Consider the following 22,390-nt stretch of genomic DNA (forward strand, 5'->3'; position numbering starts at 1 on the left):
ACGCGGAGCGTCGGCGACCGACGACAACGCGGCAGATGTGCGTGCCAGGCCCCGCGTCTGCGGCATGATCTGCCGGACAGGCCCTGAACCGGGGGTCCTGACAGTGCAGAGAAGTGAGTAGCTGACAGACTGTCCGGGTCAGTGTCAGAAGACTTCGGAGGCGTACGGTGGCGGACACGTCGGACATCAGAACCCCGGCGCAGATCGAGGCGGACATCAAGCGCCGCCGCGAGGTGCTGGCCGAGACGCTCGACGAGATCGGGATGCGGGTGCACCCGAAGACGATCATGGACGATGCGAAGGCCAAGGTCGCTTCCAGCGTCGATCACACGCTCGGACGGGCGTACGTCGGGGTCAATCGCGTGGTCAGCGACGTGAGGTCGCAGTTCGTGGACGAGGAGGGCGCGCCGCGGCTGGAGCGGGTCGTGCCCGTGGCGCTCGTGGTCGTCGGGGTCGTGGGGCTGCTCGCCCTGGGCGGTACCCGGCGGCGCGGGCGCTGAGCCGGGGCAGGTAGGTTCGAGGCGTGAGCGCCAAGAGAAACGAGCACGGTCCCCAGGACGACAAGCTGCCCATCCGGATGCTGCACGACCGCGTACTCGTGCGGCAGGACGCCGGTGAGGGCGAGCGGCGTTCCGGGGGCGGGATCCTGATCCCCGCCACGGCGGCGGTCGGCAAGCGGCTGGCCTGGGCCGAGGTCGTCGCGGTGGGGCAGAACGTGCGGACCGTGGAGCCGGGCGACCGGGTGTTGTACGACCCGGAGGACCGTGCCGAGGTCGAGGTGCGGGGCGTGGGCTACGTGCTCATGCGCGAGCGCGATCTGCACGCGGTGGCCGCGGACCGGTTCGAGGGGTCGGAGGACTCGACCGGGCTGTACCTCTGACCCGCGGGACGTGAAACGCTTGAGGGGCTGGTGACCAAGGTCACCGGCCCCTTTCTCCTGGGTTTGCTAGCTTGGAAGGCACCCGACGAGACGCGCCGTACCGGGCAGGAAAAGACGACGCACCACCGTTCAGTTCGCTTCACGGAGGTGCCGTCATGGCCTGGGTTCTGCTGATTGTCGCCGGTCTGCTGGAGGTCGGCTGGTCGATCGGGATGAAGTACACCGACGGTTTCACGCGGCTGTGGCCGAGTGTGTTCACCGGTGCCGGGATCGTCGCCAGCATGATGCTGCTGTCGTACGCGGCGCGGACGCTGCCCATCGGTACCGCCTACGGCGTGTGGGTGGGGATCGGCGCGGCCGGTGCGGCGGTGCTCGGCATGATGGTGCTGGGGGAGCCGGCGACCGCCGCCCGGATCTTCTTCATCTGTCTGCTGCTGGTCGCCGTGGTGGGGCTGAAGGCGACCTCCGGTCACTGATCCGGCACGGCGTCACGGGCGGCGGGGGTTGAGGGGGAGGCCGGCGACGGTCCCGTTGTCCGAGCCTCCGCCGTCGGCGCCGGTCGAGTCGCCGCCGCCCCCTCCCTCGATGGTGCCGCCGTTGGACGAGTCGTCGCCCCCTCCGTCGCCGCCGCCCGTGGGGCCCGGTTCGGTGGTGGCGCCGCCGTTGGTGGGGCCGCCGGTGTCCGGGTTGCCGCCGGTGTCGTCGCCGCCGGTGTCGCCCGGGTCGGTGCCGTCGCCGCCGCCGGTCCGGCCCGGGGTCTCGGTGCCGCTCTCCCCGTCCTCGTCGCCGGCCGACCCTTCGTCCGGATCGCCGCTGCCGCTCTCGTCGCCGGAGCCCGGTTCGTCGGGGGCCTCGCCGGTCGGGGGTGCGGTGACGTCGGCTCCGGCCTGGAGCTGGAGGTTGAAGTCGGTGACAGGCTCGCCCTCGAGGGCGTTGCGGGTGTACTGGCCCCAGATCTCGGCGGGCGCGCCGCCGCCGTTGATGCGGGGCAGGCCCATCACGCCGTAGAGCGACTTGTGGGCGGCGGTTTCCGGGTCCTGGCCCATGACGGCGACGACGGTGGCCAGTTCGGGGGTGTAGCCGGCGAACCAGGCGGCGGTGTCCTCCTCGGCGGTGCCGGTCTTGCCGGCGGCGGGCCGGCCGGCGGCCAGGGCGGCGGTGGCGGTGCCGTTCTGGACGACGCTGCGCAGGACGGACGTGGTGGTGTCGGCGGCCTCGCGGCTGACGGCCTGGCGTTCGTGCCGCTCGGGCAGCTCGATCTCCTCGGTGCCGTTCTTCACGACCTTCTCGACCAGGGTGTACGTGCTGTGCCGGCCGTGGTTGGCGAGGGTGGCGTACGCCTCGGCCATGTCGAGGGGGCTGGCGGTGGCCACGCCGAGGGCGATGGAGGGCGACGGGGTCAGCTCGGGGGTGTTCTCGGAGAGGCCGAGGTCGATCGCGGTCCGCATGACCTTGTCGGAGCCGACGTCCACGGCCATCTGGGCGTACACGGCGTTCACCGACTTGTCGGTGGCCTCGCGGACGGTGATGTCGCCGTAGTCGTGGTGGTCCTCGTTCTCCGGGGCGTAGCGCTCGCCGCTCCAGCCTTCGACGGGGCGTTCGCTGGTGCCGTCGTACAGGGTGTTCGGGTTGATCGTGCGGCCGTCCTGGGTCTCGGCGTTGTTCTCGACGGCGGAGGTGAAGACGAACGGCTTGAAGGTGGAGCCGACCTGGAAGTCGCGGCGGACGGCGTTGGGTGTGTACTGCTTGACGTAGTCGATGCCGTTGTACATGGCGACGACCTTGCCGGTCCGGGGGTCGACGGAGGCGCCGCCGGCGCGGACGAAGGTGTCGACCTTGCGTTCCTTCTGGTCCAGCCGGGACATCAGCTTGTCGTCGACGGCCTTGACGAAGGCGTTCTGCTTGTCCTTCTGCAGGGTGGTGGTGATGCGGTAGCCGCCGCGGTCGAGTTCCTCCTCGTCCACGATGCCGTTCTGGATCAGGTGGTCCTTGACGATGTTGACGACGTAGCCGCGCTGTCCGGACATGCCGGTGGAGAGGGTGGACTGCTTGGGCGCGGGGAACTTCGCGGCGGCGCGTTCGGAGGGGCTGAGCCAGCCCTTGTCGACCATGCCGTTCAGGACGTAGTTCCAGCGGGCCTCGGCGGCGGGCCGGTTCTCGGGGTGGGCGACGACGTCGTACTGGCTGGGGGCGTTGAGCAGGGAGGCGAGGTAGGCGCCCTGGCCTGCGGTGAGGTCCTTGGCGTCGATGCCGTAGTAGGCCTGGGCGGCGGCCTGGATGCCGTAGGCGCCGCGGCCGAAGAAGCTGGTGTTGAGGTAGCCCTCGAGGATCTCGCTCTTGCTCTTCTCCCGGTCGAGCTTGATCGAGATGAAGAACTCCTTCACCTTGCGGGTGACGGTCTGCTCCTGGGCCAGGTAGTAGTTCTTGACGTACTGCTGGGTGATCGTGGAGCCGGACTGCTTGCCCTTGCCGGTGGCGGTGTTCCAGCCGGCCCGGACCATCGCCATGGGGTCGATGGCGGACTCGGTGTAGAAGTCGCGGTCCTCGGCGGCCAGGACGGCGTGCTGGGCGTCCTTGGAGATGCGGGCGAGGTCGACGCTCTCGCGGTTGACCTCGCCGTCGCGGGCGAGGACGCTGCCGTCGGCGTACAGGTAGACGTTGGACTCCTCGGTGGCGAGCGCGTTGGCGGGCGGGATCTTCACCAGCGAGTAGCCGAGGAAGAAGCCGCCGACGATCAGCAGGGTGCCGAGGACGAAGGTGCCGAGCACCATGCGCCAGGTCGGGATCAGGCGGCGCCATCCGGTCCGCTTGGGCCTCTTCGGCTTCTTCGGCTGCTGCGGCTCGTCGCTCATCTCGTGCACGAACTCCTGTTTCGCGTCGTACGGTGTGGACCCGTCGGCTTGGTCCCGTACCGGTCTGTCTCGTCGGCCTGGTCGGCCTTGTGCGTCTCTGCGGCCTTAGGTCCCTCAGAAGAAGACTCTCGCACCGGCCGTTCCGTTCCCGCTCGACGGCACACCCGTGAAATTCCGTGGCACGGACGGTCGCGGTCGCACTAGGCTCCTGCGCTTTGGCGCCGGTCGGAGGGAAGGGCTGTGGGTGTGGGCTCGGGCCGGTTGTACGTGGCCGTCGCGGCGGGGGGATTCAGACGGTACGCGACGTATCGGGCGGCCACCGTCGCCGGGGTGTTCACCAACACGGTGTTCGGTTTGATCCTGGTGTACACCTATCTGGCCCTGTGGGACGAGAAACCGCAGCTCGGGGGCTACGACCAGGCGCAGGCGGTCACCTATGTGTGGCTGGGGCAGGCGCTGCTGGCGGCGCTGGCGATCGGGGGCGGCGGGTTCGAGGACGAGTTGATGGAACGCATCCGTACGGGTGACATCGCCGTCGATCTGTACCGGCCGGCGGACCTCCAGCTGTGGTGGCTGGCGGCGGACGTGGGGCGGGCGCTGTTCCAGTTGCTGGGGCGCGGGGTGGTGCCGTTCGTGTTCGGGTCGCTGTTCTTCCCGGTGGCGCTGCCGCGGGAGGCGTCCACCTGGGCGGCGTTCCTGGTCGCGGTGGGGCTGGCGGCGATGGTGAGTTTCGCGCTGCGCTATCTGGTGGCGCTGTCGGCCTTCTGGCTGATGGACGGCATGGGGGTGACGCAGATGGCGTGGCTCGCGGGGTTCTTCTGTTCGGGGATGCTGCTGCCGCTGAACGTGTTCCCGGGGGAGCTCGGCGACATCGTGCGGATGCTGCCGTGGTCCTCGCTGCTCCAGGCGCCGGCGGACGTGCTGCTGGGCGAGGCGGATCCGCTGGGGACGTATCTCTTCCAGGCGGGGTGGGCGGTGGCGCTGCTGGCGGTGGGGCGGCTGGTGCAGTCGGCGGCGACGCGACGGGTGGTGGTCCAGGGTGGCTGAGCTGGCCGAGCGGGGGGTGCGGGGCGGCCGGGTGGCCGAGGCGCTGCGCACGTACCGGCTGATCGCCGCGATGTGGATCCGGTCGACGATGGCCTACCGGGCGTCCTTCGCGATGACGACGTTCGGGAACTTCGCGGCGACGGCGCTGGACTTCGTGGCGATCCTGCTGATGTTCACCCGGGTCGACGCGCTGGGCGGCTGGTCGCTGGGGGAGGTGGCGTTCCTGTACGGGGTGTCCGGGGTCTGTTTCGGGCTGGCCGACCTGGCGGTGGGCTCGATGGAGCGGCTGGGCCGGCGGGTGCGCGACGGCACGCTGGACACGCTGCTGGTGCGTCCGGCGCCGGTGCTGGCGCAGGTGGCGGCGGACCGGTTCGCGCTGCGCCGGCTGGGCCGGTTGATGCAGGGGGTGCTGGTGCTGGGGTACGCCCTCACCGTCGTCGACGTCGACTGGACGGCGGCGAAGCTGCTGCTGATGCCGGTGATGCTGCTGAGCGGGGCGGGGATCTTCTGCGCGGTGTTCGTGGCGGCGGCGGCGTTCCAGTTCGTGGCGCAGGACGCCTCGGAGGTGTCGAACGCGTTCACCTACGGCGGTACGACGATGCTGCAGTACCCGCCGACGGTGTTCGCGCTGGACCTGGTGCGGGGCGTGACGTTCGTGGTGCCGCTGGCCTTCGTCAACTGGCTGCCGGCGAGTTATGTGCTGGGGCGGCCCTATCCGCTGGACCTGCCCGAGTGGGTGGCGTTCGCGCCGCCGCTCGTGGCGGTGGCCTGCTGTGCGCTGGCGGGGTGGGCCTGGCGGGCGGGGCTGCGTTCGTACCGGAGTACGGGGAGCTGAGGGAGTTGACGACGGTGACCGGGGCGGACACGGCGGGGCCGGGTGCGGCGGCCTTCATCGAGCTGGACGGCGTCGAGAAGGTCTTCGACGTACGCCGGAAGACGGGCTTCCTGAAGCGGGAGCGGCAACAGGTGCGGGCGGTGGACGGGCTGTCGTTCACCGTGGCGCGCGGCGAGATGGTCGGCTACATCGGGCCGAACGGCGCCGGGAAGTCGACGACGATCAAGATGCTCACGGGCATCCTGACGCCGAGCGGGGGCCGGCTGCGGGTGGCGGGCATCGACCCGTCCCGGGAGCGGACGCGGCTGGCGCACCGCATGGGGGTGGTGTTCGGGCAGCGGACGACGCTGTGGTGGGACCTGCCGCTGATCGACTCCTACCGGCTGATGCACCGCATGTACCGCATCCCGGACGGCCGTTACCGGGAGAACCTGACCCGGTGCGTCGAGCTCCTCCAGCTGGAGGCGCTGTTGGACGTGCCGGTGCGGCAGTTGTCGCTGGGGCAGCGGATGCGCGGCGACATCGCGGCGGCGCTGCTGCACGATCCGGAGGTGCTGTACCTGGACGAGCCGACGATCGGCCTGGACGTGGTGTCGAAGGCCAAGGTGCGGGGCTTCCTGCGGGACCTGAACGCGGAGCGCGGCACGACGGTGCTGCTGACGACGCACGACCTTCAGGACATCGAGCAGCTGTGCTCCCGGGTGATGGTCATCGACCACGGACGGCTGATGTACGACGGTCCGCTGGCCGGGCTGCACGAGGCGGGGGAGAGCGAGCGCACCCTGGTGGTGGACCTGGAACGGGAGTTGCCGCCGATCGAGGCGCCGCCACCGGCACGGGTGGTGCGGGTGGAGGGGCCGCGACAGTGGCTGGCGTTCCCGGCGTCGGCGTCGGCGGCCGGGCTCGTCGCGCAGGTCGCGGCGGCGTATCCGCTGGTCGACCTGTCGGTGCGGGAGCCCGACATCGAAGCAGTGATCGCCAAGATCTACGCGGAACGCACGAGCGCGTAGTGTCCGGCGCGGTGAACTCGTAGGCTGCTGTACATGACCGACGAGACCCCGGAGCTCCGGGCATCCGACGCCGATCGCGAACGAGTCGCCGAGGTCCTGAGGGACGCCCTCGCGGAGGGGCGTCTGGACATGACCGAGTTCGAGGAGCGGCTGGACGCCACGTACAGCGCGCGGACGTACGGGGAGCTGGAGCCGATCACCCGGGACCTGCCGGCCGGCTCGGCGGGTGTGGCGCCCAAGGTGTCGATGACCAAGGACCCGGCGCACGCCGGGAGCTGGGCGGGCCGGATCACCGGCGGCGAGGGGTCCTCGTCCTGGGCGGTCGCCGTGATGTCCGGCTTCCAGCGCAAGGGGCGCTGGACGGTGCCGAGGCGGTTCAACTCCTTCGCGTTCTGGGGCGGCGGGGACATCGACCTGCGCGAGGCCAACTTCGCGGACGGCGAGGTCGTGATCAACTGCGTCGCGATCATGGGCGGGATGAATGTGATCGTGCCGCCGGGCGTCGAGGTGATCGTGCGGGGCATCGGGATCATGGGCGGCTTCGACCACCGTGAGGAGGGCGTCCCGGGGGACCCGGGCGCCCCGCGGGTCGTCGTGACGGGCTTCGCCTTCTGGGGCGGGGTCGGCGTCGAGCGCAAGCTGACGCGGGCGGAGAAGCTGCGCCAGAAGGAGGAGCGCCGGCAGGAGAAGCTGGACCGCAAGGCCGCGATGCGGGAGCTGCACTCCTCTTTCCGGGAGGACGTGGAGGGGGCCCACCGCAGGATGCTGGAGGGCCACCGGGACCTCATGCGCGAGCACCGCGACGAACGCCGTGAGCAGCGCGAACTGCGCCGCGAGGAGCGGGACCGCCACAGGCGCGGCGAGGACTGAACCGCCCCGCGCGGGTCACGAGGACTGAACCGCCCCGCGCGGGTCACAGCTCGACCGGCGCCGCGCCCTTCAGGTCGTCGAGGTCCAGGGCCCGGCCCATCCGCGCGTACCCCTTGTCGCTGGGGTGCAGGTGGTCCCCGCTGTCGTAGTCGGAGCGCAGCCGGCGCGGGTCGTACGGGTCGCGCAGGGCCCTGTCGAAGTCGACGACCGCGTCGAACAGGCGGCCCGAGCGGATCTCCTCGTTGATCTCCTGCCGCATCGCCTCGCGGGCCGGCGTGGAGGCGCGGTAGCCGCCGAACGGGGTGATCGTCGCGCCGACGACCTTCAGCCCGCGCGCGTGGGCCCGGTCGGTCAGCTCGCGCAGGCCGTCGAGGATGCCGTCCCGGTCGGCGAGTTCGGGGCTGTGCAGGACGTCGTTGACGCCGAGGACGACGACCACGACCTTGACGTTGGTGCGGTCCAGCACGTCCCGGGTGAACCGGCTCAGCGCGCTCGGGTTGTCGGCGGGCCGGCCCGCCCTGCCGGTCAGGATCCGGTTGCCGCTGATGCCCGCGTTGACGACGCCGTAGCGCGGCGTGTCCCGGCCGTCCTCGGCCGCCTCGTGCAGCCGCTCGGCGAGGACGTCGGTCCAGCGCCGGTTGGCGTTGATCTCGGAGCCGAAGCCGTCGGTGATCGAGTCCCCGATGGCGACGACGGTGCCGTCGGCCTCGTGGCTCAGCACGTCCAGCGCGGTCAGATAGCGCCAGTACGGGGTCTCGGTGGTGTACGCGACGGCGGTGACGTCCGCGACGCGGTCCCCGACGGCGAGGTAGCTGGTCTGCTGGGCCCGCGGATGCAGGGTGACCGGGCCGGAGGGGACGGGGGAGTACGTGGTGACCAGGACGTCCGCGCCGTAGGGGACGGTGATGCGGGCGATGTCGCTCATCACCTGTCCGCCCGCCGGGATGACGACCCGGGGGCTGCCGGCGAAGGTGAGCCGGCGCATGGTGTCGGCGAGCGCGGCGGCGGTGTCGGGGCCGGCGGCCAGGGCGATGGAGGCGTGGGTGACGGTCAGCGGCGCGTGTCCGTAGTGGTTGGACAGGGTGATGCGGGCGCTGGTGCCGCCGACGCTCGCGTGCACGACGTTGCGCACGGAGCGGCCCGCCATGCCGGTCGTCGCGGTGCCCGGTTCGGCCGCGGCCGGGGCGGTGGCCCAGGAGCCGACCCAGGTGCCGGTGGAGGCGGGCGCGGCGTCGCCCCGTGGGAAGCGGTCGCCGGCGAGCGGGGTGCGGTCCTTCGTGCCGTCGTCGGCGGACGCACCGACGTATATGGCCGCGGAGATCGCCACGATCAGGGTGATGATCGCGGCGAGCAGGGCACGGTACCGGGTGGGAGGCGCCCCCGTGCCTCCGTCATGACCATGGGTCATGCTGTGCTGTTCTCCTCGGGCGAGGGGAGCCCCGAGGCTCCGGTCCGACGCACCCATGATGCGGCATGGGCCGGGGGAAGGGCGCGGGAGCCCCGGGCGTTCCCCTTCCGGACAGACGCCGGGAACTTGTGTTCCGTTCCAGGAGTCGGTCAGGAAGGGACAATGTGTGCGGGACGGATCGGCGAACGGTGGAGCGGATGGAACGGACGAAGGCGGAACACCGGGACGGTTCCACGGGCCCCGGGGTGCCGGAGGGCGCAGGGGCGCCGGACGGCACCGGGAGCGGCCCCTCGGCCGAGGGAGCCCTCGGAGCCTCCGGTGCCTTCCGCGACCGCGCGATGACGTCCTTCAGCCCGGCCGACGAGGAGAAGCGGCGCGGCGTGCGCCGTATGAAGCTCACCGCCACCGGCCTGCTGCTGTTCGTCGCCGTGGTCTACGTGCTGGCCGAATGGGCCTCCCACCGGGGCGCCGGCGCCTGGGCGGGCTATGTCTCCGCCGCCGCCGAGGCCGGCATGGTCGGCGCGCTCGCCGACTGGTTCGCCGTCACCGCCCTCTTCCGCCACCCGCTCGGCATCCCCATCCCGCACACCGCGATCATCCCCAAGAAGAAGGACCAGCTGGGCGTCTCGCTGGGCGAGTTCGTCGGCGAGAACTTCCTCTCCGAGCACGTCGTACGCCAGCGGCTGCGCGCCGTCGGCATCGGCAGCCGGCTCGGCGCCTGGCTCGCCGTGCCCGACCACGCCGACCGGGTGACGGCCGAGCTGTCCGCCGCCCTGCGCGGCGCCCTGACCGTGCTGCGCGACTCCGACGTGCAGGCGGTGGTCGGCGAGGCCATCACCCGCCGGGCCGACGCGCAGGAGATCGCCCCCGGCATCGGCAAGATGCTGGAGCGGGTCGTCACCGACGGCGGCCACCGGCGCGCCGTCGACCTGATCGTCTCCCGCGCCCACGACTGGCTGGTCCTGCACGGCGACTCCGTGATGGACGCCGTACAGGGCGGGGCGCCCGGCTGGACACCCCGGTTCGTGGACAAGAAGGTCGGCGAGCGCGTCTACAAGGAGCTGCTGCGCTTCGTCACCGAGATGCGCGACATGCCCGCCCACCCCGCGCGCGGCGCCCTCGACCGCTTCCTCACCGACTTCGCCTCCGACCTCCAGTCCGACACCGAGACCCGCGCGCGGGTGGAGCGGCTGAAGACGGAGGTGCTCGGCCGCGGCGAGGTCCAGGACCTGATCGCCTCCGCCTGGACGGCCGTACGCTCCATGATCGTCTCGGCGGCGGAGGACGAGCACAGCGAGCTGCGCCTGCGGGTGCGGGCCTCGCTGCTGTCGCTGGGCGCCCGGATGGCCTCCGACGCCAAGGTGCAGGGCAAGGTCGACGCGTGGGTCGAGAGCGCCGCGGTGTACGTGGTCACCACCTACCGCAAGGAGATCACCTCCCTGATCACCGACACGGTGGCGAGCTGGGACGCCGAGCACACCACGAAGAAGATCGAGGCGAACATCGGCCGCGACCTGCAGTTCATCCGGATCAACGGCACGGTGGTCGGCTCGCTGGCCGGGCTGCTGATCTACACGGTCTCCCGCATCCTGGGGGCGTAGCCTCCCGTCCGCTCGGGTGCGTCGGGCGTGTCGCCGCCGGTCCAGGGCACACGAGAGGCGTTCGCTCGACGGAGAGGGAGCCATGACAGCAGACTCGTCGTCGTCCTCGACGCCCGCCTCCACCGGGACCGTCACCACCGCGGTCCCGGCCCGCCTGGACCGGCTGCCCTGGTCCCGATGGCACTGGATGATCGTGATCGGCCTCGGCACCGTCTGGATCCTGGACGGCCTGGAGGTCACGATCGTCGGCAACGTCGCCGGACGCATCGCCGAGGACGGCAGCGGCCTGGACATCAGCTCCGCCCAGATCACCGGCCTGGCCGCCGCCCTGTATGTGGCGGGCGCGTGCTCCGGGGCCCTGTTCTTCGGCTGGCTGACCGACCGCTACGGCCGCAAGAAGCTGTTCATGGTGACGCTGGTCGTCTATCTGGCGGCGACCGCGCTGACCGCCCTGTCCTTCGAGACCTGGTGGTTCTTCCTCTTCCGCTTCCTCACCGGATTCGGCATCGGCGGCGAGTACGCGGCGATCAACTCGGCGATCGACGAGCTGATCCCCTCCCGGTACCGCGGCCGGGTCGACCTCATCATCAACGGCAGCTACTGGCTCGGCGCGATCGGCGGCGCGCTGCTGTCCATCGTGATGCTGGACACCGACATCTTCCCCAAGGACCTCGGCTGGCGGCTCAGCTTCGCCCTCGGTGTGGTCCTGGGCCTGGTCATCCTGCTCGTGCGCCGGCACGTCCCGGAGAGCCCGCGCTGGCAGTTCATCCACGGCCACGGCGAGAAGGCCGACACCCTCGTCTCGTCCGTCGAACGGGAGATCGAGGCGGAGAAGGGGCAGCCGCTGCCGCCGCCGGCCGGTGAGATCACCATCCACCAGCGCAAGAGCATCGGCTTCGGCCTGATCGCCCGGACCGTCTTCCGCCGCTACCCGCGCCGCGCGGTCCTCGGCCTCTCCCTCTTCATCGGCCAGGCCTTCCTCTACAACGCCATCACCTTCGGCTTCGGCACCATCCTCATCACCTTCTTCGACGTGCCGACCGGCAGCACCGGCTACTACTTCGCCGTCATCGCCGCGGGCAACTTCCTGGGCCCGCTGCTGCTCGGCAAGCTCTTCGACACGGTCGGCCGCCGCATCATGATCTCGAGCACGTACCTGCTGTCGGGCATCCTGCTCTTCGGCACGGCGTACCTCTTCGACCGGGGCTCGCTCACGGCCTCGACGATGACGGCCTGCTGGTGCGTGGTCCTCTTCTTCGCGTCGGCGGGCGCCTCCAGCGCGTACCTGACCGTCTCCGAGATCTTCCCCATGGAGACCCGCGCCATGGCCATCGCCTTCTTCTACGCCCTCGGCACCGCCGCCGGCGGCATCAGTGGCCCGCTGCTCTTCGCCGACCTGACCGAGTCCGGCGTGGTCGGCGACACCGTCCTGGCCTTCCAGATCGGCGCCGGGCTGATGTGCGCGGCCGGTCTGGTGGCGGCGTTCCTGGCGGTGAAGGCGGAACGCCGGTCGCTGGAGGACATCGCGGAGCCGCTGTCGACGGTGCGGGCGGGCACCCGGGAAACCCCGGACTCCGGGGTGCCGACCCAGTAGCGTCACCCCGCATGCGTACGCCGCGAGACCACGAGGAGCCAGGAGCCGCCCGATGAGCATCCGCCGGATCGTCCCCAACATCCAGGTCGAGGCCGAGGAGCGCTGGAACACGAGCCGCGACTTCTACGGCCTGCTGGGCTTCGAGGAGGTCATGGACATGGGCTGGATGACGACCCTGGCCTCCCCGGCCAACCCCACCGCCCAGATCAGCCTCTTCACCGAGGAACGCACCGCGCCCGTCGTCCCCGACCTGAGCGTGGAGGTCGAGGACGTCGACGCGGTCTACGCCCAGGTGGTCGAGTCGGGAGCGGAGATCGTACGGGAGCTGCGCGACGAGGAGTGGGGCGTACGGCGCTTCTTCGTACGGGACCCGAACGGGCGGGTGGTCAACGTACTGACGCACCTGCCGTAGTTCTGGAAGGTCAGCCCCGCCGGTCGGCGACCGCCCACGAGGCCAGCGCCACGGCACCGGCGACCCCGAACACGGCGGGCCAGGCGCCCACCTTCTTGGCCAGCGGGTGGGACCCGGCGAAGCCCGCGACGTAGGCGGCGGTCAGCGCCCCGGCGGCCTTCGAGCCGGCCCGCGCCCGCCACTGCTGCGCGGCGGCGGCCCCGGCGGCGGCGAGCACGACCCCGCCGAGCTGCCGCTTCTTCGTCCAGCGGGCCACGCCGTACCCACCGACGAGACCACCGGCTGCGACCACCGCACTGGGAACCTTCGCCATGCCTGCCTCCTGCCACACCGAATTCTGGAACCGAGGCTAATCCGCGCCGGTCCCGGCACACCCGCCGGGGGTGGCCGGTCACGACCCCCTTTCAAGAAGGCCCTGGTCCCGCCCCGCCCCGCTTGTCACGCGGAGGCCAGCTGGTCCGTGATCTCCTTGATCCAATGGGCCTTGTCCGCCGGGTTCATGAGGCTCGCCTCCCACTCCGGCCGTTTCATGTTGTGCTTCTCGGGGGTGGCGTTGATCGCGACCAGCAGTTCCAGGGCGGACAGGCGCAGTTCGGCCGGTGTGTCGGGGCTCGAGACCATGTTGTAGATCTTGTGCGCCGCGAGTCGGCGCTTGTGCTTCGACACCTTCTTCCAGACCTTCATGGCGTGTTTCAGCGATTCCCAGGTGGGCTTGGCCACCGGCATTTCCTCGCCTTCCGGCGTATAACGCTCGGGGTGGTGCTCCTCCTGGAAACGCTTGCGGGCCGCTCGGAATCCCTTGTAGCCGGCGACCGTGAGGACGATGCCCGCCCCTACCGCGGCGATGATCCAACCGGCCGGATTGCTGCCCAGGGTGGCGAGCGCGGCCACGGTCACGATGCCGGCCGCGCCCTTGGCACCCTCGCCCATGCCGCTCACCGTCTCCTTGCCGATCTTGGAGACCTGCTTGTCCTTCGCGTACTTCTTCATCTCGACCAGGGTGTTGACGTCCCGCAGGGCGTCGACGTAGGCGCGTTTGGCCTCGAGGTGGCGTCCCGCCTCCCTCTGGTAGTCAGCCAGGGCCTGATCAAGGGCTTCCTGCCAACCGTCCCGTGTCCGGCCCGAGTCGGCCTCTCGCTGCAGTGCCACTATGTCGTCGTACACGGCGGTGGCCGGGCCCGCCGTCCGGTCCATCTCGGCCTGCAGTGTGTTCAGCAGGTTGGCGTGCTTGACGCCGGCGTCCCCGAGCTTCTTCAGCTTCCGGTACTTGCTGGACGCTCTCACGACCTTGCCCAGGGAACGGATGCTCTTCGCCAGACCGGCGACGGCGCTGAGGACACCGCTCGCCTCGGCGGCGGCCAAGGTGTTCGCCGTTCCCTGGAACTTGACCGCGTCCTTGGCGATGGCGCCGGTGTTGGCACCGGTACTGGCGACACTGACGGCCGAGTCGGTCGCCTTGGATTTGAACTTCTTCCTCGCGTTGTGGTACCCGGCTCCGGTCTTCTTCTTCAGGGATGTCTTCAGGTTCTTGACCGACTCCTGGAGGCTGGCCGTCAGGGCGAGGAGCTCGGTGAGGGTGCTCAGCGATGCGCCGGAGACTCCCGCGGCGGCGGCGTCGTGCTTAAGGGCGTCGGCCTTCGACGCCTCAGCGGCCGCGGCGGCGGCGTCGGGGTTCTGGGCGCTGGCCTGCGTTGCCTCGGTGGCCGCCTGGCCACCGCCGCCGGAGGTGGGGGCCAGGGCGCCCTTTCCCAAGGCGTCCGGGGATGCGAGGAGTTTGCTCGCCGGTTCAGCCGCTTGGGCGGCCGCCTGGAAGCGGTCGCTCTTCTCGCTGGCCTCCGCCTTCTGCTCTGTTTCGGCGGGCGTGGTGGTTTCGGGTCGGTTCAGGATGCGGGGGTCGAATTCGGTGTCCGGGAGGCCGGATTCGGAGCCGCGTCGGGTGCGGTTGACCGGGTCGGGCCGGGTGTCGGCTTCCGATCCGCGTCGGGTGCGGCCCGAGGGGGTGAAGCGGGCCGCGAGGGCGGCGCGGCGTTCCGCTTCTTCGGCGGCGCGGCGTGCTTCTTCGGCGGCGCGGCGTGCTTCTTCTCTGGCGGTGTCGACCTGTTCCTGGAATTCGGGGTCGACTTCCATGCCCTGGGTGCCGGACGCGGAGTCGCGTCGGGTGAGGGTCGCGGGGTGGGGCCGGGTGTCGGTTTCCGATCCGCGTCGGGTGCGGCCCGAGGGGGTGAAGCGGGCCGCGAGGGCGGCGCGGCGTTCCGCTTCCTCGGCGGCGCGGCGTGCTTCCTCGGCGGCTCGGTGTGCCTCCTCTATGGCGGTGTCGACCTGTTCCTGGAACTCGGGGTCGACTGCCATGGTGTGGGTGCCGGACTCCGACCCGCGTCGTGTGAGGCCGGCCGGGTCGGGCCGGGTGTCGGTTTCCGATCCGCGTCGGGTGCGGCCCGAGGGGGTGAAGCGGGCCGCGAGATTGGCACGGCGTTCCGCTTCTTCGGCGGCGGCACGTGCGGCGGCGGCGCGGCGTGCTTCTTCCATGGCGGTGTCGACCTGTTCCTGCAGGTCGGGGCCGACCGCCGTGCCCGGGGTGCCGGATTCGGAGCCGCGTCGGGCGCGGCCGGCCGGGGCGCGTCGGACGCCGGGGGCCGAGCCGGGCCGGGTGGTGTCGGTTCCCGGGGTCCGCTCCAGGGTCCTGCCCCTGGCGCGCTGCACCGTTGCGGTCGCCGCCTGGTTGCCGGCGCTGGACTGGAGTCCGAGGAGGGCCCGCTCCGCCGAGGTCCCGGACGACCCGGACGAACTCCCGGCCCGGCCTTCCCCCCGACGCTGCCGGGCCGCTGTCAGGGCGGCTACGGAAGGCCGTTCGGAGGTGCGGTGGACAGGGGTGCTCATGGACATACCTCTCCTGCTGCCGGACCGGGCGAGGCGAAGGTAACGAGGCATGCTCAATGGAAGAGGTGTGGCAGGGAAACTCTGGGCGGACACTGTGGAACGCGTCGGGGCGGACGTGCAGACCCCGACGGCAACGCGCGCGACCCCTCGCGCACTGCTGTCCGGCGCCAAGGGGCGCTCGCCCTGCCTAGCGCGGCTGTTGACGTCCTGCGTCGAGGGACGGAAGCACGGCCAAAGCCGCAGAGAGGGCGGCGGCGACGATGACCAGGGGGAGGACCCCGCGTAGGGCGGTGCCGATGCTTTCGGAGAAGTGCAGGGTGTCCACCGCCACCAGAAGCAGGCCGAGGCCGCCGGTGGCGATCAGCCATCGGCCGACCGCATTTCGTGCGAGGAGCAGCAGAAGACCGAGGACGAACACGGTCGTCTGGACGCCGAACAGCGTCATCTTCACGGTCCGTGAGTCGCTCGGCATCGCACCGGCACCGACAGCCTGGCCGAGCGCGACGGGGATCACCGGAACCGCGGCAAGGCATACGACCGCCGCCACGGCGAGTGCCGTACGGGCGGAGGGCCGCAGGGGAGGGAGCAGCAGTCCCGTGCCCGAGCCCGTTCCCGCCGTCGACCGGCACCAGCGGGCGGTCGATGGACGTACGGCCATGACCGCGGCGCCGATCGCCGCCGCGGCCGTCAGAGGAGCCATGACGTAGGCGATCACCGCGCCGTCTGCGGGCCCACCCACGACCTGGAACTGCACACTGGTACTCAGACAGTGCAGAGCTGCCACACTGCCGGTCGCCGTGATCAGACGGCGTCCAGCCGTCTTCCGCCTGAACAGCAGCAGTATGCCCGTGCAGAGCGCGACCGCCTCGGCGATGGCCACCACCATGTTCACCGCGATCACCCCCTTCGGCGCGGAGGGATCCAGGAGGTAGCCGACGGTCTTGGCGATCAGTGACACGAACCCCGGAATGCAGAGGAGCGCCAGCGTGATCGTGGCACCCGCGGCTCTGCTCGCCTCGGACGGCAGATCCGTCGGTCGGTCCGTCGGTCGGTCCGGCGTCGGGCCGGGCATCGTCGGAGGCGGCGTGTTCCCCGGTGCGTGATCGAGTCGGCGCAGGGCTCGGGCGACGACGGCAGCGCTGCCGTGCCGCCGGCCGGGTTCCTTGCGCAGCAGGGTCAGCACCAGGTCGTCCCAGGCGGACGGGATGCCCGGGGACACCGAACTGGGGGCGGGGGGTTCCTGGGTGAGATGTGCCGAGAGGTAGCCGACCGTGTCGGGAGCCTCGAACGGAAGCCGGCTCGTGAGCAGTTCGAAGAGCAGGCAGCCGAGCGCGTACAAGTCACTGCGCGGTTCCGGAAAGCCTCGTGCCTGCTCAGGGGCCATGTACGGGGGTGTGCCCACGATGAAGCCGGTCTGGGTCAGGCGGTCCGCCGTCGCGTAGGGGTCGGCTGCCCGTGCGATACCGAAGTCGAGGACCTTCACGATGCCGGACGGCGAGACGAGGATGTTGGACGGCTTGATGTCCCGGTGCATGATGCCGGCGCCGTGGGCCTCTTCCAACGCGTCACCTACCTGCGCACACCATCGAGCCGCGTCCCGCGAAGTGACGACGCCCTTGCGCAGCTTCACGTCCAGGCCCTCGCCCCGGACCAGTTCCATCACCAGAAACGGGACCTTGCCCTCTTCCGTGCTCGTCTCGCCGACGTCGTGGATGGTCACGATGTTGGGATGCTGTAGGCGGGCGGTGATCCGTGCCTCGCGAAGAAACCTGGCGCGTGCCTCGGTACCGTGACTGCCGCCCCCGGCGAGCAGTGAAATCACCTTGACCGCGACCGGTCGGCCGAGCGACTCGTCCTGTGCCTCCCACACCTGGCCCATACCGCCCTCGCCGAGCTGCCGCACCAACCGGTACCGGCCCCCCAGAAGCTCACCGCGCACTGCCATGCCCTCCCTGCTCGTGGAAGTCAGGCGCCAATTGTGGTGCGGGCAATCCCCTGAGACGAGTGGGCCTGTGCCCGCTGTCGCGACATTGCGACATTCCGAAGCGTGAGGGTCGGCACAGCGGTCGAAACGAAACCTAACGCCGGGCCAGCGCCAGCACGCTCAGGCCGAACATCAGGACACCCAGGGGAAGATGGACCGACGGGACGTGCGCGATGCCGAGCACGACCTGGGCCGAGGCCAGTACGAGGAAACCCGACGCGTGCCAGACGGGCCGGGACGAGCCGCCGCCGGGCTTCCACGCCAGCACCGCCGCGAGCAGGTACAGCATCGACGCCCCGTACATCACACGGGCTCCGACACTGTGCAGCACCTCTCCGTAGGACGAGGTCAGCAGCAGTCCGGCGGAGACCGCCTGAAGGAAGATGGTCAGGGTCTGCAGGGCGATCGCGATCTGCAGGAACGAGGAGGTGCGCCGGGAGTTCGCCGCCGTCGTCACCTGGGTGGTGGTCATGTCACAGTCCCCCTTTTGTCTGCCCGCGGGCAGTGGATCGGTAAGGTCTCACCGGTCCGACGACACGGGCCTGCGAAAGGTAAGGCGAGGGGGCGGCCGGAACCATGGGGACTGTCGGAGCAGGCGCAGGCGAGACAACCGGTGAGCGCCGCCAACTGATCAATGTCGCCTACCGGTTGCTCGGCTCGGTGACCGAGGCCGAGGACGCCGTACAGGACGCGTACGCCCGCTGGTACGGGATGTCGCGTAGCCGGCAGGAGGAGATCCGCTCCCCGGGCGCCTGGCTGACGACGGTGACCGGCCGCATCTGCCTGGACCTGCTCGGCTCGGCGCGGGCCCGCCGCGAACGCTACGTCGGCGCGTGGCTGCCGGAGCCGCTGCCCGACCGCACCGAGTGGGACCACGCGGGCGGCGCCGACCCCGGCGGCCCCGCGGACCCCGCCGACCAGATCGTCCTGGACGAGTCGGTCTCCATGGCCTTCCTCGTCGTACTGGAGTCGATGACGCCCGCCGAGCGGGTGGCGTTCGTCCTGCACGACGTCTTCCGGTACCCCTTCGCCGAGATCGCCGGCGTCCTCGGCCGGAGCCCCGCGGCGTGCAAGCAGCTGGCGGCCTCCGCCCGACGTCGGGTGAGCGTCGAGCACGCCACGGAGACGGGGGCGGCGACCGGCCGGGCGGCCGACGTGGTGAGGCACGTCAAGGAGGCATGGGAGGCCAAGGACATCGCGACCCTCGTCGGCCTCCTCGACCCGACCGCCGTGATGACCGCCGACGGCGGCGGCATGGTCGGAACCGTCCTGCGCCCGGTCGAGGGCGGCGCGCGCATCGCCCAGTACATGGTCGCCATCGCCGACCGGGCCCCGGGGCTCGAGCTCCTGGAGCGGTCGGTCAACGGCGTGCCGGGGCTGGTGGCCCAGCGGGACGGCGTCGTCATGACGGTGGCCTCGTTCGACGTCTCCGACGGACGCGTCACCCGGATCTGGGCGGTCCGCAACCCGGAGAAGCTCCGGCCGTGGGCGCGGGAGGGCCACGAGCCGGCCGACGTCACCCTCGGCTGACGTCAGGCATGCAGGGTGGGCCGGTAGACGAGCTCCTGGATGTCGCCGTCGAGCGTCCGGCTCTCGAGCAGCTCGAGGTCGAAGTCGGCCGCGCCCTGGAAGATCGGGTCCATTCCGGTCCGGCCGGTGATCACGGGGAAGAGCGTGACCTGGACGCGGTCGACCAGGCCGGCGGCCATCAGCGCCCGGTTCATCGACAGGCTGCCGTGCGAACGCAACGGCACCTCGGACTCCTTCTTGAGCCGGGCGACGACGTCGACCGCGTCCCCGCTCACGACGGTCGCGTCCGGCCAGTCGAGCGGTTCCTTCAGCGTGGTCGAAACCACCGTCGCCGGCAGGTGCCTCATCCGCGTGACCCATGGATCACGCACGTCGGACTCCTCGGTGCTCGCGGCCAGCATCTCCGCGAACACCCGATAGGTGTTGGCCCCGAACACCATCCGCTGCTCCTCGCCGTACAGGGCGAGACGGTGGCCGAGGAGCTCGGGGCCCTGCTTGCCCCAGTAGCCGGTCCAGTCGCCACCGGCGGCACCGAAACCGTCGAGGCTGGAGAAGACGTCGAAGGTGTAGGTGGCGGTCATGGCGCTCTCCGTAAGTTGTCAGGTGGCCCTGGTACATGAATACGGACCGGGGACCACGGCGAAACTCATCGCCGTCGGACTTCGAGAGCCGGGTGGGGGCCAGGGGGGGACCCTGAGTGGCTAGGAAGGCGTGACGACCCGGAAACGCAGGCACACCAGCGGCGTGTCCTCGTCCACCGGGGTGTCGATGTCTTCCCAGAAACGCCTGTGTCCGTTGCGCCACTCGTCCAGCGAGCGGTCGCCCTCGCCTTCCGCGGCGGCGTGTTCCCACGTGACACCGCCGAAGGAAGCCAGCTCGACGCCGGTGATCTCGATCGTGGCGACGTGATCCCCGTCGTTCCCGAGCAGCGCCAGGCGCTCGCCCTCGAACTCCAGGCCCTCCGTCTCCTCGACGTACTCGGCCAGCAGCCCCGTGGTGGCGGTCTTCCTCCCGGCGAGGACGAGACCGTTGAGCCGCTCCCGCATCTCACCCGGCGTGCCGAGCTCCAGTGCCCGCATGCCGTTCATCCGTGGCCACATGATTCCGCCTCCCCTTCCGGTATCCGCCCCCGCGCCGGTCGTCCCGGCACGGATCGCAGACATCCGCCACCTTGGCGCCCGCCGATCCTACGATCCGGTCAGCACTGCGTGATCGCGTCGCCGAGCGTGTTGCGTCCTGGGGCCTCGGCCACGCGGTGCGCGTTCCTCGAGGACGATGCCGACAGCGGTGTCGGAGGGGGATGGCACAGTGTTCGCATTTGATCGGCAGGGCGGGGGAGACGATGGGCGACTACTTCGAGCGGATCGTCGACGTGGAGGTGACCGTCGAGGAGGCCGGGCCACTCGCGGAGCGGATCGTCGACTGGATGGTCGCCGAGGGCCTGATCACGCGTGAGCTGTCCGGCAACGGGGTGTTCAGCCACCCCGTGGACGAGGGCTATGTGCCAGGTCCCCACTGGCTGCGAGCCGTTGACGACGCCTCGCCACCGGACTGGCTGCCCGACCCGGTGGCGGTCATCGTCGGTCGTAACTACTACGTCGCCGGTCAGGGAGTCGACACGGCGGCACACGCCGTCTGCCCTCGGTGCCAGAGCACGACGGTGATCATCAACTACCCGGAGGAGTACGAGCCCGACCTGGAGGTCTGGCAGCCGTTCGAGGACGGCATCGCCGCCTGGAAGGAGACGGGTGAGGGAATTGCCCCCTGCTCCCACTGCGGTGCCTCCGTCCCGGTCACCGAGTGGCAGTGGGACCCCGGCTTCACGCTGGGCGCCCTCGCCTTCGACTTCTGGAACTGGCCGTCGCTCTCCACCCGCTTCTGCGCGACGTTCAGCCGGCAGCTGGGACACCGCACCGTGGATCACGGGGGAAAGATCTGACGTGACGTCTCCCTGAGCCTGGCGGACGGGTGCTGACGACCTGCGGTCCGTGCGCCGGATGGAGCTGCCGTGCGCGCCGATACGGCGGTGAATGCCGCGTACGCGACGTACGCTCGCGCAGCAAACGCGAACTCAGGGCATGTACGCCGTGTGCCGGCGGCGGAGGAGGCGGACAGCGACCTGATAGACGGCGACGAACACCACGACCGGTACGAAGCCGATCGCCTGGAACAACCATGGGATCTCGTCGCCGTCCCATTCCGACCCGAACTCAAGGACGAGCCCGGACACCAGCAGCACAAGAAACGATCCCAGGGTCAGAAGACCGGCCCACACCATCGCGGATTCGCGCGCTGAAGCACGCTGCCGGGCCGCCAGCACGAAGGCGTCGGCCGGGGGAGTCCAGCCCTCGCCACGGGACCGCGCCCATCTGTCCTTGATGGCTCGTACCTCATGAGGTTGTGCCCCCACGCCCCCTGGCAGTGCGAACAGTCGGCCCTCTCGGTCGAGCAGCATCGTCCTGTGCGAAGCCGAACTGCTCTCACTCTCGATGCTCAACACGTCGGACCACGCCGTCCTGCGGGTCCGGAACAGCTGGCGTACGGCGAGGTGGTCCCGGTACACGATGGTCGCCGCCCGGTAGAACCAGACGATGCCGAGATACACCGTGCCCAGCAGCACGAGCATGCTCGCCCTGAAAGTCAGGGGCATCTCGTCCGCCACGATCCCTCGCACCACAGGGATGCCCGGCAGCCCGAGGGTGAAAGTGATGAACACCAACTGTGCTACTCGAAGCCGGTACTTGCGGATCACCCGACCATTGGTCTCTGCCCCCACCTGCTCCTCCCGTCGGAGATTGGCGTCCGGGAACACAACGGTATCGCCGGGCCCACGCGGGGTCTCCCCCCGACCAGGAGACCGACCTCGTCGCCCAGTCACTGCACGCCGTTCTCCTCGACGTACTCGGCCAGCAGCCCTGTGGTGGCGGTCTTCCTCCCGGCCAGAACGAGAGCGTTGAGCCGCTCCCGCGTCTCACCGGGCGTGCCGAGCTCCAGTGCGCGACCGTCATGCGGCGGGGCTGGTCCCCAGGGGCAGGGCGCGGCCCCCACGCTTGCCTCAGGCTGTCGGGTCCCAGAGCCCGTCGGCTTCACCGCGGGCGAGGTGCTCGGCGTAGACGCCGACCTTCCAGGCGATGACGGACCGGCACTCCTCCAGTGCCTGGATCTGTGCGTCCACGCGCTGCCGATGGGCGTCGAGCAGCCCCAGACGTTCCGCCTCGTTGCCCGGTCCACGGCGTACCAGTTCGGCGAAGTGCTTGAGGTCGGCGAGCGGCATGCCGGATTCGCGGAGCTTGACGCAGATCAGCAGCCATTCGACATCCAAGGAGGTGTAGCGCCGTCGGCCGCCCGACGTGCGCCGGACCGGCCCGACGAGCAGGCCCTCGCGCTCGTAGAAGCGCAGGGCGTGCACGCTCAGTCCGGTCCGCTCGGCCACCTCGCCGATGCTCAGCGACTGTACGGCCGCCTCGCCGGTCGTCATGCCGCTCACTCC

Annotated in this window: 23 protein-coding genes and 1 riboswitch; of the genes, 12 read left to right on the top strand and 11 right to left on the bottom strand. The window is 70.6% G+C overall.

What is annotated here, in order from left to right; all coding sequences use genetic code 11:
- Positions 1 to 167: 167 nt before the first annotated feature.
- From ACIGO6_RS00610 to ACIGO6_RS00620, 3 genes are all read left to right on the top strand, one after another.
- A complete protein-coding gene (locus ACIGO6_RS00610) occupies positions 168 to 500 on the top strand; it encodes a DUF3618 domain-containing protein (RefSeq protein ID WP_399869578.1) in 333 nt (110 codons plus the stop codon).
- Between the two features lie 23 nt (positions 501 to 523).
- Positions 524 to 880 (top strand): co-chaperone GroES, encoded by a 357-nt coding sequence (locus ACIGO6_RS00615; RefSeq protein ID WP_164368634.1) that lies wholly within the window; start codon positions 524 to 526, stop codon positions 878 to 880.
- 57 nt (positions 881 to 937) lie between these two features.
- Positions 938 to 1,004, top strand: a riboswitch (guanidine-III (ykkC-III) riboswitch).
- A 31-nt stretch (positions 1,005 to 1,035) separates the two neighbouring features.
- Positions 1,036 to 1,356 (top strand): DMT family transporter, encoded by a 321-nt coding sequence (locus ACIGO6_RS00620; protein ID WP_399869580.1) that lies wholly within the window; start codon positions 1,036 to 1,038, stop codon positions 1,354 to 1,356.
- Between the two features lie 12 nt (positions 1,357 to 1,368).
- On the opposite strand, the gene ACIGO6_RS00625 is transcribed toward ACIGO6_RS00620, so the two are convergent.
- Positions 1,369 to 3,732 (bottom strand): transglycosylase domain-containing protein, encoded by a 2,364-nt coding sequence (locus ACIGO6_RS00625; RefSeq protein ID WP_399869582.1) that lies wholly within the window; start codon positions 3,730 to 3,732, stop codon positions 1,369 to 1,371.
- A gap of 240 nt (positions 3,733 to 3,972) precedes the next feature.
- On the opposite strand from ACIGO6_RS00625, the gene ACIGO6_RS00630 reads away from it, so the two are divergent.
- Genes ACIGO6_RS00630 through ACIGO6_RS00645 form a run of 4 tightly spaced genes read left to right on the top strand, consistent with a single transcriptional unit; the run spans position 3,973 to position 7,494 of the window.
- Positions 3,973 to 4,779 (top strand): ABC transporter permease, encoded by an 807-nt coding sequence (locus ACIGO6_RS00630; RefSeq protein WP_399869584.1) that lies wholly within the window; start codon positions 3,973 to 3,975, stop codon positions 4,777 to 4,779.
- A complete protein-coding gene (locus ACIGO6_RS00635) occupies positions 4,772 to 5,614 on the top strand; it encodes an ABC transporter permease (protein ID WP_399869585.1) in 843 nt (280 codons plus the stop codon). Before ACIGO6_RS00630 ends, ACIGO6_RS00635 begins: the two co-directional genes overlap by 8 nt.
- A gap of 5 nt (positions 5,615 to 5,619) precedes the next feature.
- Positions 5,620 to 6,624: an ATP-binding cassette domain-containing protein gene (locus tag ACIGO6_RS00640; protein WP_399869587.1), complete on the top strand. Its 1,005-nt coding sequence runs from the start codon at positions 5,620 to 5,622 to the stop codon at positions 6,622 to 6,624.
- 33 nt (positions 6,625 to 6,657) lie between these two features.
- On the top strand, positions 6,658 to 7,494 hold the full coding sequence (locus ACIGO6_RS00645; RefSeq protein ID WP_399869589.1) for a DUF1707 domain-containing protein: 837 nt from the start codon (positions 6,658 to 6,660) through the stop codon (positions 7,492 to 7,494).
- Positions 7,495 to 7,537: 43 nt separating this feature from the next.
- Here the strand turns inward: ACIGO6_RS00645 and ACIGO6_RS00650 are convergent, their stop codons facing one another.
- Entirely contained in the window at positions 7,538 to 8,902 is a 1,365-nt protein-coding gene (locus tag ACIGO6_RS00650) for an SGNH/GDSL hydrolase family protein (RefSeq protein ID WP_399869591.1), read from the bottom strand.
- Between the two features lie 197 nt (positions 8,903 to 9,099).
- Between ACIGO6_RS00650 and ACIGO6_RS00655 the strand changes: the two genes are divergently transcribed.
- The 3 genes from ACIGO6_RS00655 (at position 9,100) to ACIGO6_RS00665 (ending at position 12,509) form a co-directional block, all read left to right on the top strand.
- Complete coding sequence (locus tag ACIGO6_RS00655) at positions 9,100 to 10,503, top strand: DUF445 domain-containing protein (RefSeq protein WP_399869593.1); 1,404 nt, start codon at positions 9,100 to 9,102, stop codon at positions 10,501 to 10,503.
- Positions 10,504 to 10,585: 82 nt separating this feature from the next.
- Positions 10,586 to 12,097, top strand: a complete 1,512-nt coding sequence (locus tag ACIGO6_RS00660) for an MFS transporter (protein ID WP_399869594.1) — start codon at positions 10,586 to 10,588, stop codon at positions 12,095 to 12,097.
- 52 nt (positions 12,098 to 12,149) lie between these two features.
- Positions 12,150 to 12,509 carry a VOC family protein gene (locus ACIGO6_RS00665; RefSeq protein ID WP_399869596.1) on the top strand — a complete coding sequence of 120 codons (360 nt, stop codon included), beginning with the start codon at positions 12,150 to 12,152 and terminating at the stop codon, positions 12,507 to 12,509.
- Between the two features lie 10 nt (positions 12,510 to 12,519).
- Here ACIGO6_RS00665 and ACIGO6_RS00670 read toward each other — a convergent pair whose 3' ends face one another.
- The 4 genes from ACIGO6_RS00670 to ACIGO6_RS00685 all read right to left on the bottom strand — a co-directional run bounded on the left by ACIGO6_RS00670 (position 12,520) and on the right by ACIGO6_RS00685 (position 17,842).
- A complete protein-coding gene (locus tag ACIGO6_RS00670) occupies positions 12,520 to 12,822 on the bottom strand; it encodes a hypothetical protein (protein WP_399869598.1) in 303 nt (100 codons plus the stop codon).
- A 125-nt stretch (positions 12,823 to 12,947) separates the two neighbouring features.
- Positions 12,948 to 15,386, bottom strand: a complete 2,439-nt coding sequence (locus ACIGO6_RS00675; RefSeq protein ID WP_399869600.1) for a hypothetical protein — start codon at positions 15,384 to 15,386, stop codon at positions 12,948 to 12,950.
- Positions 15,387 to 15,573: 187 nt separating this feature from the next.
- Positions 15,574 to 17,331 (bottom strand): serine/threonine-protein kinase, encoded by a 1,758-nt coding sequence (locus ACIGO6_RS00680; protein WP_399869601.1) that lies wholly within the window; start codon positions 17,329 to 17,331, stop codon positions 15,574 to 15,576.
- Between the two features lie 133 nt (positions 17,332 to 17,464).
- Positions 17,465 to 17,842, bottom strand: a complete 378-nt coding sequence (locus ACIGO6_RS00685; RefSeq protein WP_399869603.1) for a hypothetical protein — start codon at positions 17,840 to 17,842, stop codon at positions 17,465 to 17,467.
- Between the two features lie 104 nt (positions 17,843 to 17,946).
- Between ACIGO6_RS00685 and sigJ the strand changes: the two genes are divergently transcribed.
- Entirely contained in the window at positions 17,947 to 18,900 is a 954-nt protein-coding gene (sigJ, locus tag ACIGO6_RS00690; RefSeq protein WP_399869605.1) for an RNA polymerase sigma factor SigJ, read from the top strand.
- Positions 18,901 to 18,902: 2 nt separating this feature from the next.
- On the opposite strand, the gene ACIGO6_RS00695 is transcribed toward sigJ, so the two are convergent.
- Together ACIGO6_RS00695 and ACIGO6_RS00700 are read right to left on the bottom strand one after the other, a co-directional pair.
- Entirely contained in the window at positions 18,903 to 19,481 is a 579-nt protein-coding gene (locus ACIGO6_RS00695) for a dihydrofolate reductase family protein (RefSeq protein ID WP_399869607.1), read from the bottom strand.
- A gap of 120 nt (positions 19,482 to 19,601) precedes the next feature.
- The gene (locus ACIGO6_RS00700) at positions 19,602 to 20,000 is read right to left on the bottom strand and encodes an ASCH domain-containing protein (RefSeq protein WP_399869609.1); all 399 of its coding nucleotides are present in this window, start codon (positions 19,998 to 20,000) and stop codon (positions 19,602 to 19,604) included.
- A 218-nt stretch (positions 20,001 to 20,218) separates the two neighbouring features.
- Between ACIGO6_RS00700 and ACIGO6_RS00705 the strand changes: the two genes are divergently transcribed.
- On the top strand, positions 20,219 to 20,839 hold the full coding sequence (locus tag ACIGO6_RS00705; protein ID WP_399869611.1) for a hypothetical protein: 621 nt from the start codon (positions 20,219 to 20,221) through the stop codon (positions 20,837 to 20,839).
- A gap of 132 nt (positions 20,840 to 20,971) precedes the next feature.
- On the opposite strand, the gene ACIGO6_RS00710 is transcribed toward ACIGO6_RS00705, so the two are convergent.
- The 3 genes from ACIGO6_RS00710 to ACIGO6_RS00720 all read right to left on the bottom strand — a co-directional run bounded on the left by ACIGO6_RS00710 (position 20,972) and on the right by ACIGO6_RS00720 (position 22,378).
- Entirely contained in the window at positions 20,972 to 21,676 is a 705-nt protein-coding gene (locus ACIGO6_RS00710) for a PH domain-containing protein (protein WP_399869612.1), read from the bottom strand.
- A gap of 98 nt (positions 21,677 to 21,774) precedes the next feature.
- The gene (locus tag ACIGO6_RS00715; RefSeq protein WP_399869614.1) at positions 21,775 to 21,948 is read right to left on the bottom strand and encodes a hypothetical protein; all 174 of its coding nucleotides are present in this window, start codon (positions 21,946 to 21,948) and stop codon (positions 21,775 to 21,777) included.
- Positions 21,949 to 21,955: 7 nt separating this feature from the next.
- On the bottom strand, positions 21,956 to 22,378 hold the full coding sequence (locus ACIGO6_RS00720; protein ID WP_399869615.1) for a MerR family transcriptional regulator: 423 nt from the start codon (positions 22,376 to 22,378) through the stop codon (positions 21,956 to 21,958).
- Positions 22,379 to 22,390 lie beyond the last annotated feature (12 nt).

The sequence above is a fragment of the Streptomyces sp. NPDC053750 genome, from assembly GCF_044544295.1.
In the GTDB taxonomy this organism is placed as follows: Bacteria; Actinomycetota; Actinomycetes; order Streptomycetales; family Streptomycetaceae; genus Streptomyces.

Excerpts from the sequence above, each read along its gene's own strand:
- ACIGO6_RS00645 (WP_399869589.1), top strand. The coding sequence starts at position 6,658 with ATGACCGACGAGACCCCGGAGCTCCGGGCATCCGACGCCGATCGCGAA.
- ACIGO6_RS00720 (WP_399869615.1), bottom strand. The coding sequence starts at position 22,378 with ATGACGACCGGCGAGGCGGCCGTACAGTCGCTGAGCATCGGCGAGGTG.
- ACIGO6_RS00675 (WP_399869600.1), bottom strand. The coding sequence starts at position 15,386 with ATGAGCACCCCTGTCCACCGCACCTCCGAACGGCCTTCCGTAGCCGCC.
- ACIGO6_RS00700 (WP_399869609.1), bottom strand. The coding sequence starts at position 20,000 with ATGTGGCCACGGATGAACGGCATGCGGGCACTGGAGCTCGGCACGCCG.
- ACIGO6_RS00650 (WP_399869591.1), bottom strand. The coding sequence starts at position 8,902 with ATGACCCATGGTCATGACGGAGGCACGGGGGCGCCTCCCACCCGGTAC.
- ACIGO6_RS00685 (WP_399869603.1), bottom strand. The coding sequence starts at position 17,842 with ATGACCACCACCCAGGTGACGACGGCGGCGAACTCCCGGCGCACCTCC.
- ACIGO6_RS00665 (WP_399869596.1), top strand. The coding sequence starts at position 12,150 with ATGAGCATCCGCCGGATCGTCCCCAACATCCAGGTCGAGGCCGAGGAG.
- ACIGO6_RS00660 (WP_399869594.1), top strand. The coding sequence starts at position 10,586 with ATGACAGCAGACTCGTCGTCGTCCTCGACGCCCGCCTCCACCGGGACC.
- ACIGO6_RS00670 (WP_399869598.1), bottom strand. The coding sequence starts at position 12,822 with ATGGCGAAGGTTCCCAGTGCGGTGGTCGCAGCCGGTGGTCTCGTCGGT.
- ACIGO6_RS00680 (WP_399869601.1), bottom strand. The coding sequence starts at position 17,331 with ATGGCAGTGCGCGGTGAGCTTCTGGGGGGCCGGTACCGGTTGGTGCGG.
- ACIGO6_RS00695 (WP_399869607.1), bottom strand. The coding sequence starts at position 19,481 with ATGACCGCCACCTACACCTTCGACGTCTTCTCCAGCCTCGACGGTTTC.
- ACIGO6_RS00620 (WP_399869580.1), top strand. The coding sequence starts at position 1,036 with ATGGCCTGGGTTCTGCTGATTGTCGCCGGTCTGCTGGAGGTCGGCTGG.
- ACIGO6_RS00625 (WP_399869582.1), bottom strand. The coding sequence starts at position 3,732 with ATGAGCGACGAGCCGCAGCAGCCGAAGAAGCCGAAGAGGCCCAAGCGG.
- ACIGO6_RS00655 (WP_399869593.1), top strand. The coding sequence starts at position 9,100 with ATGGAACGGACGAAGGCGGAACACCGGGACGGTTCCACGGGCCCCGGG.
- sigJ (WP_399869605.1), top strand. The coding sequence starts at position 17,947 with ATGGGGACTGTCGGAGCAGGCGCAGGCGAGACAACCGGTGAGCGCCGC.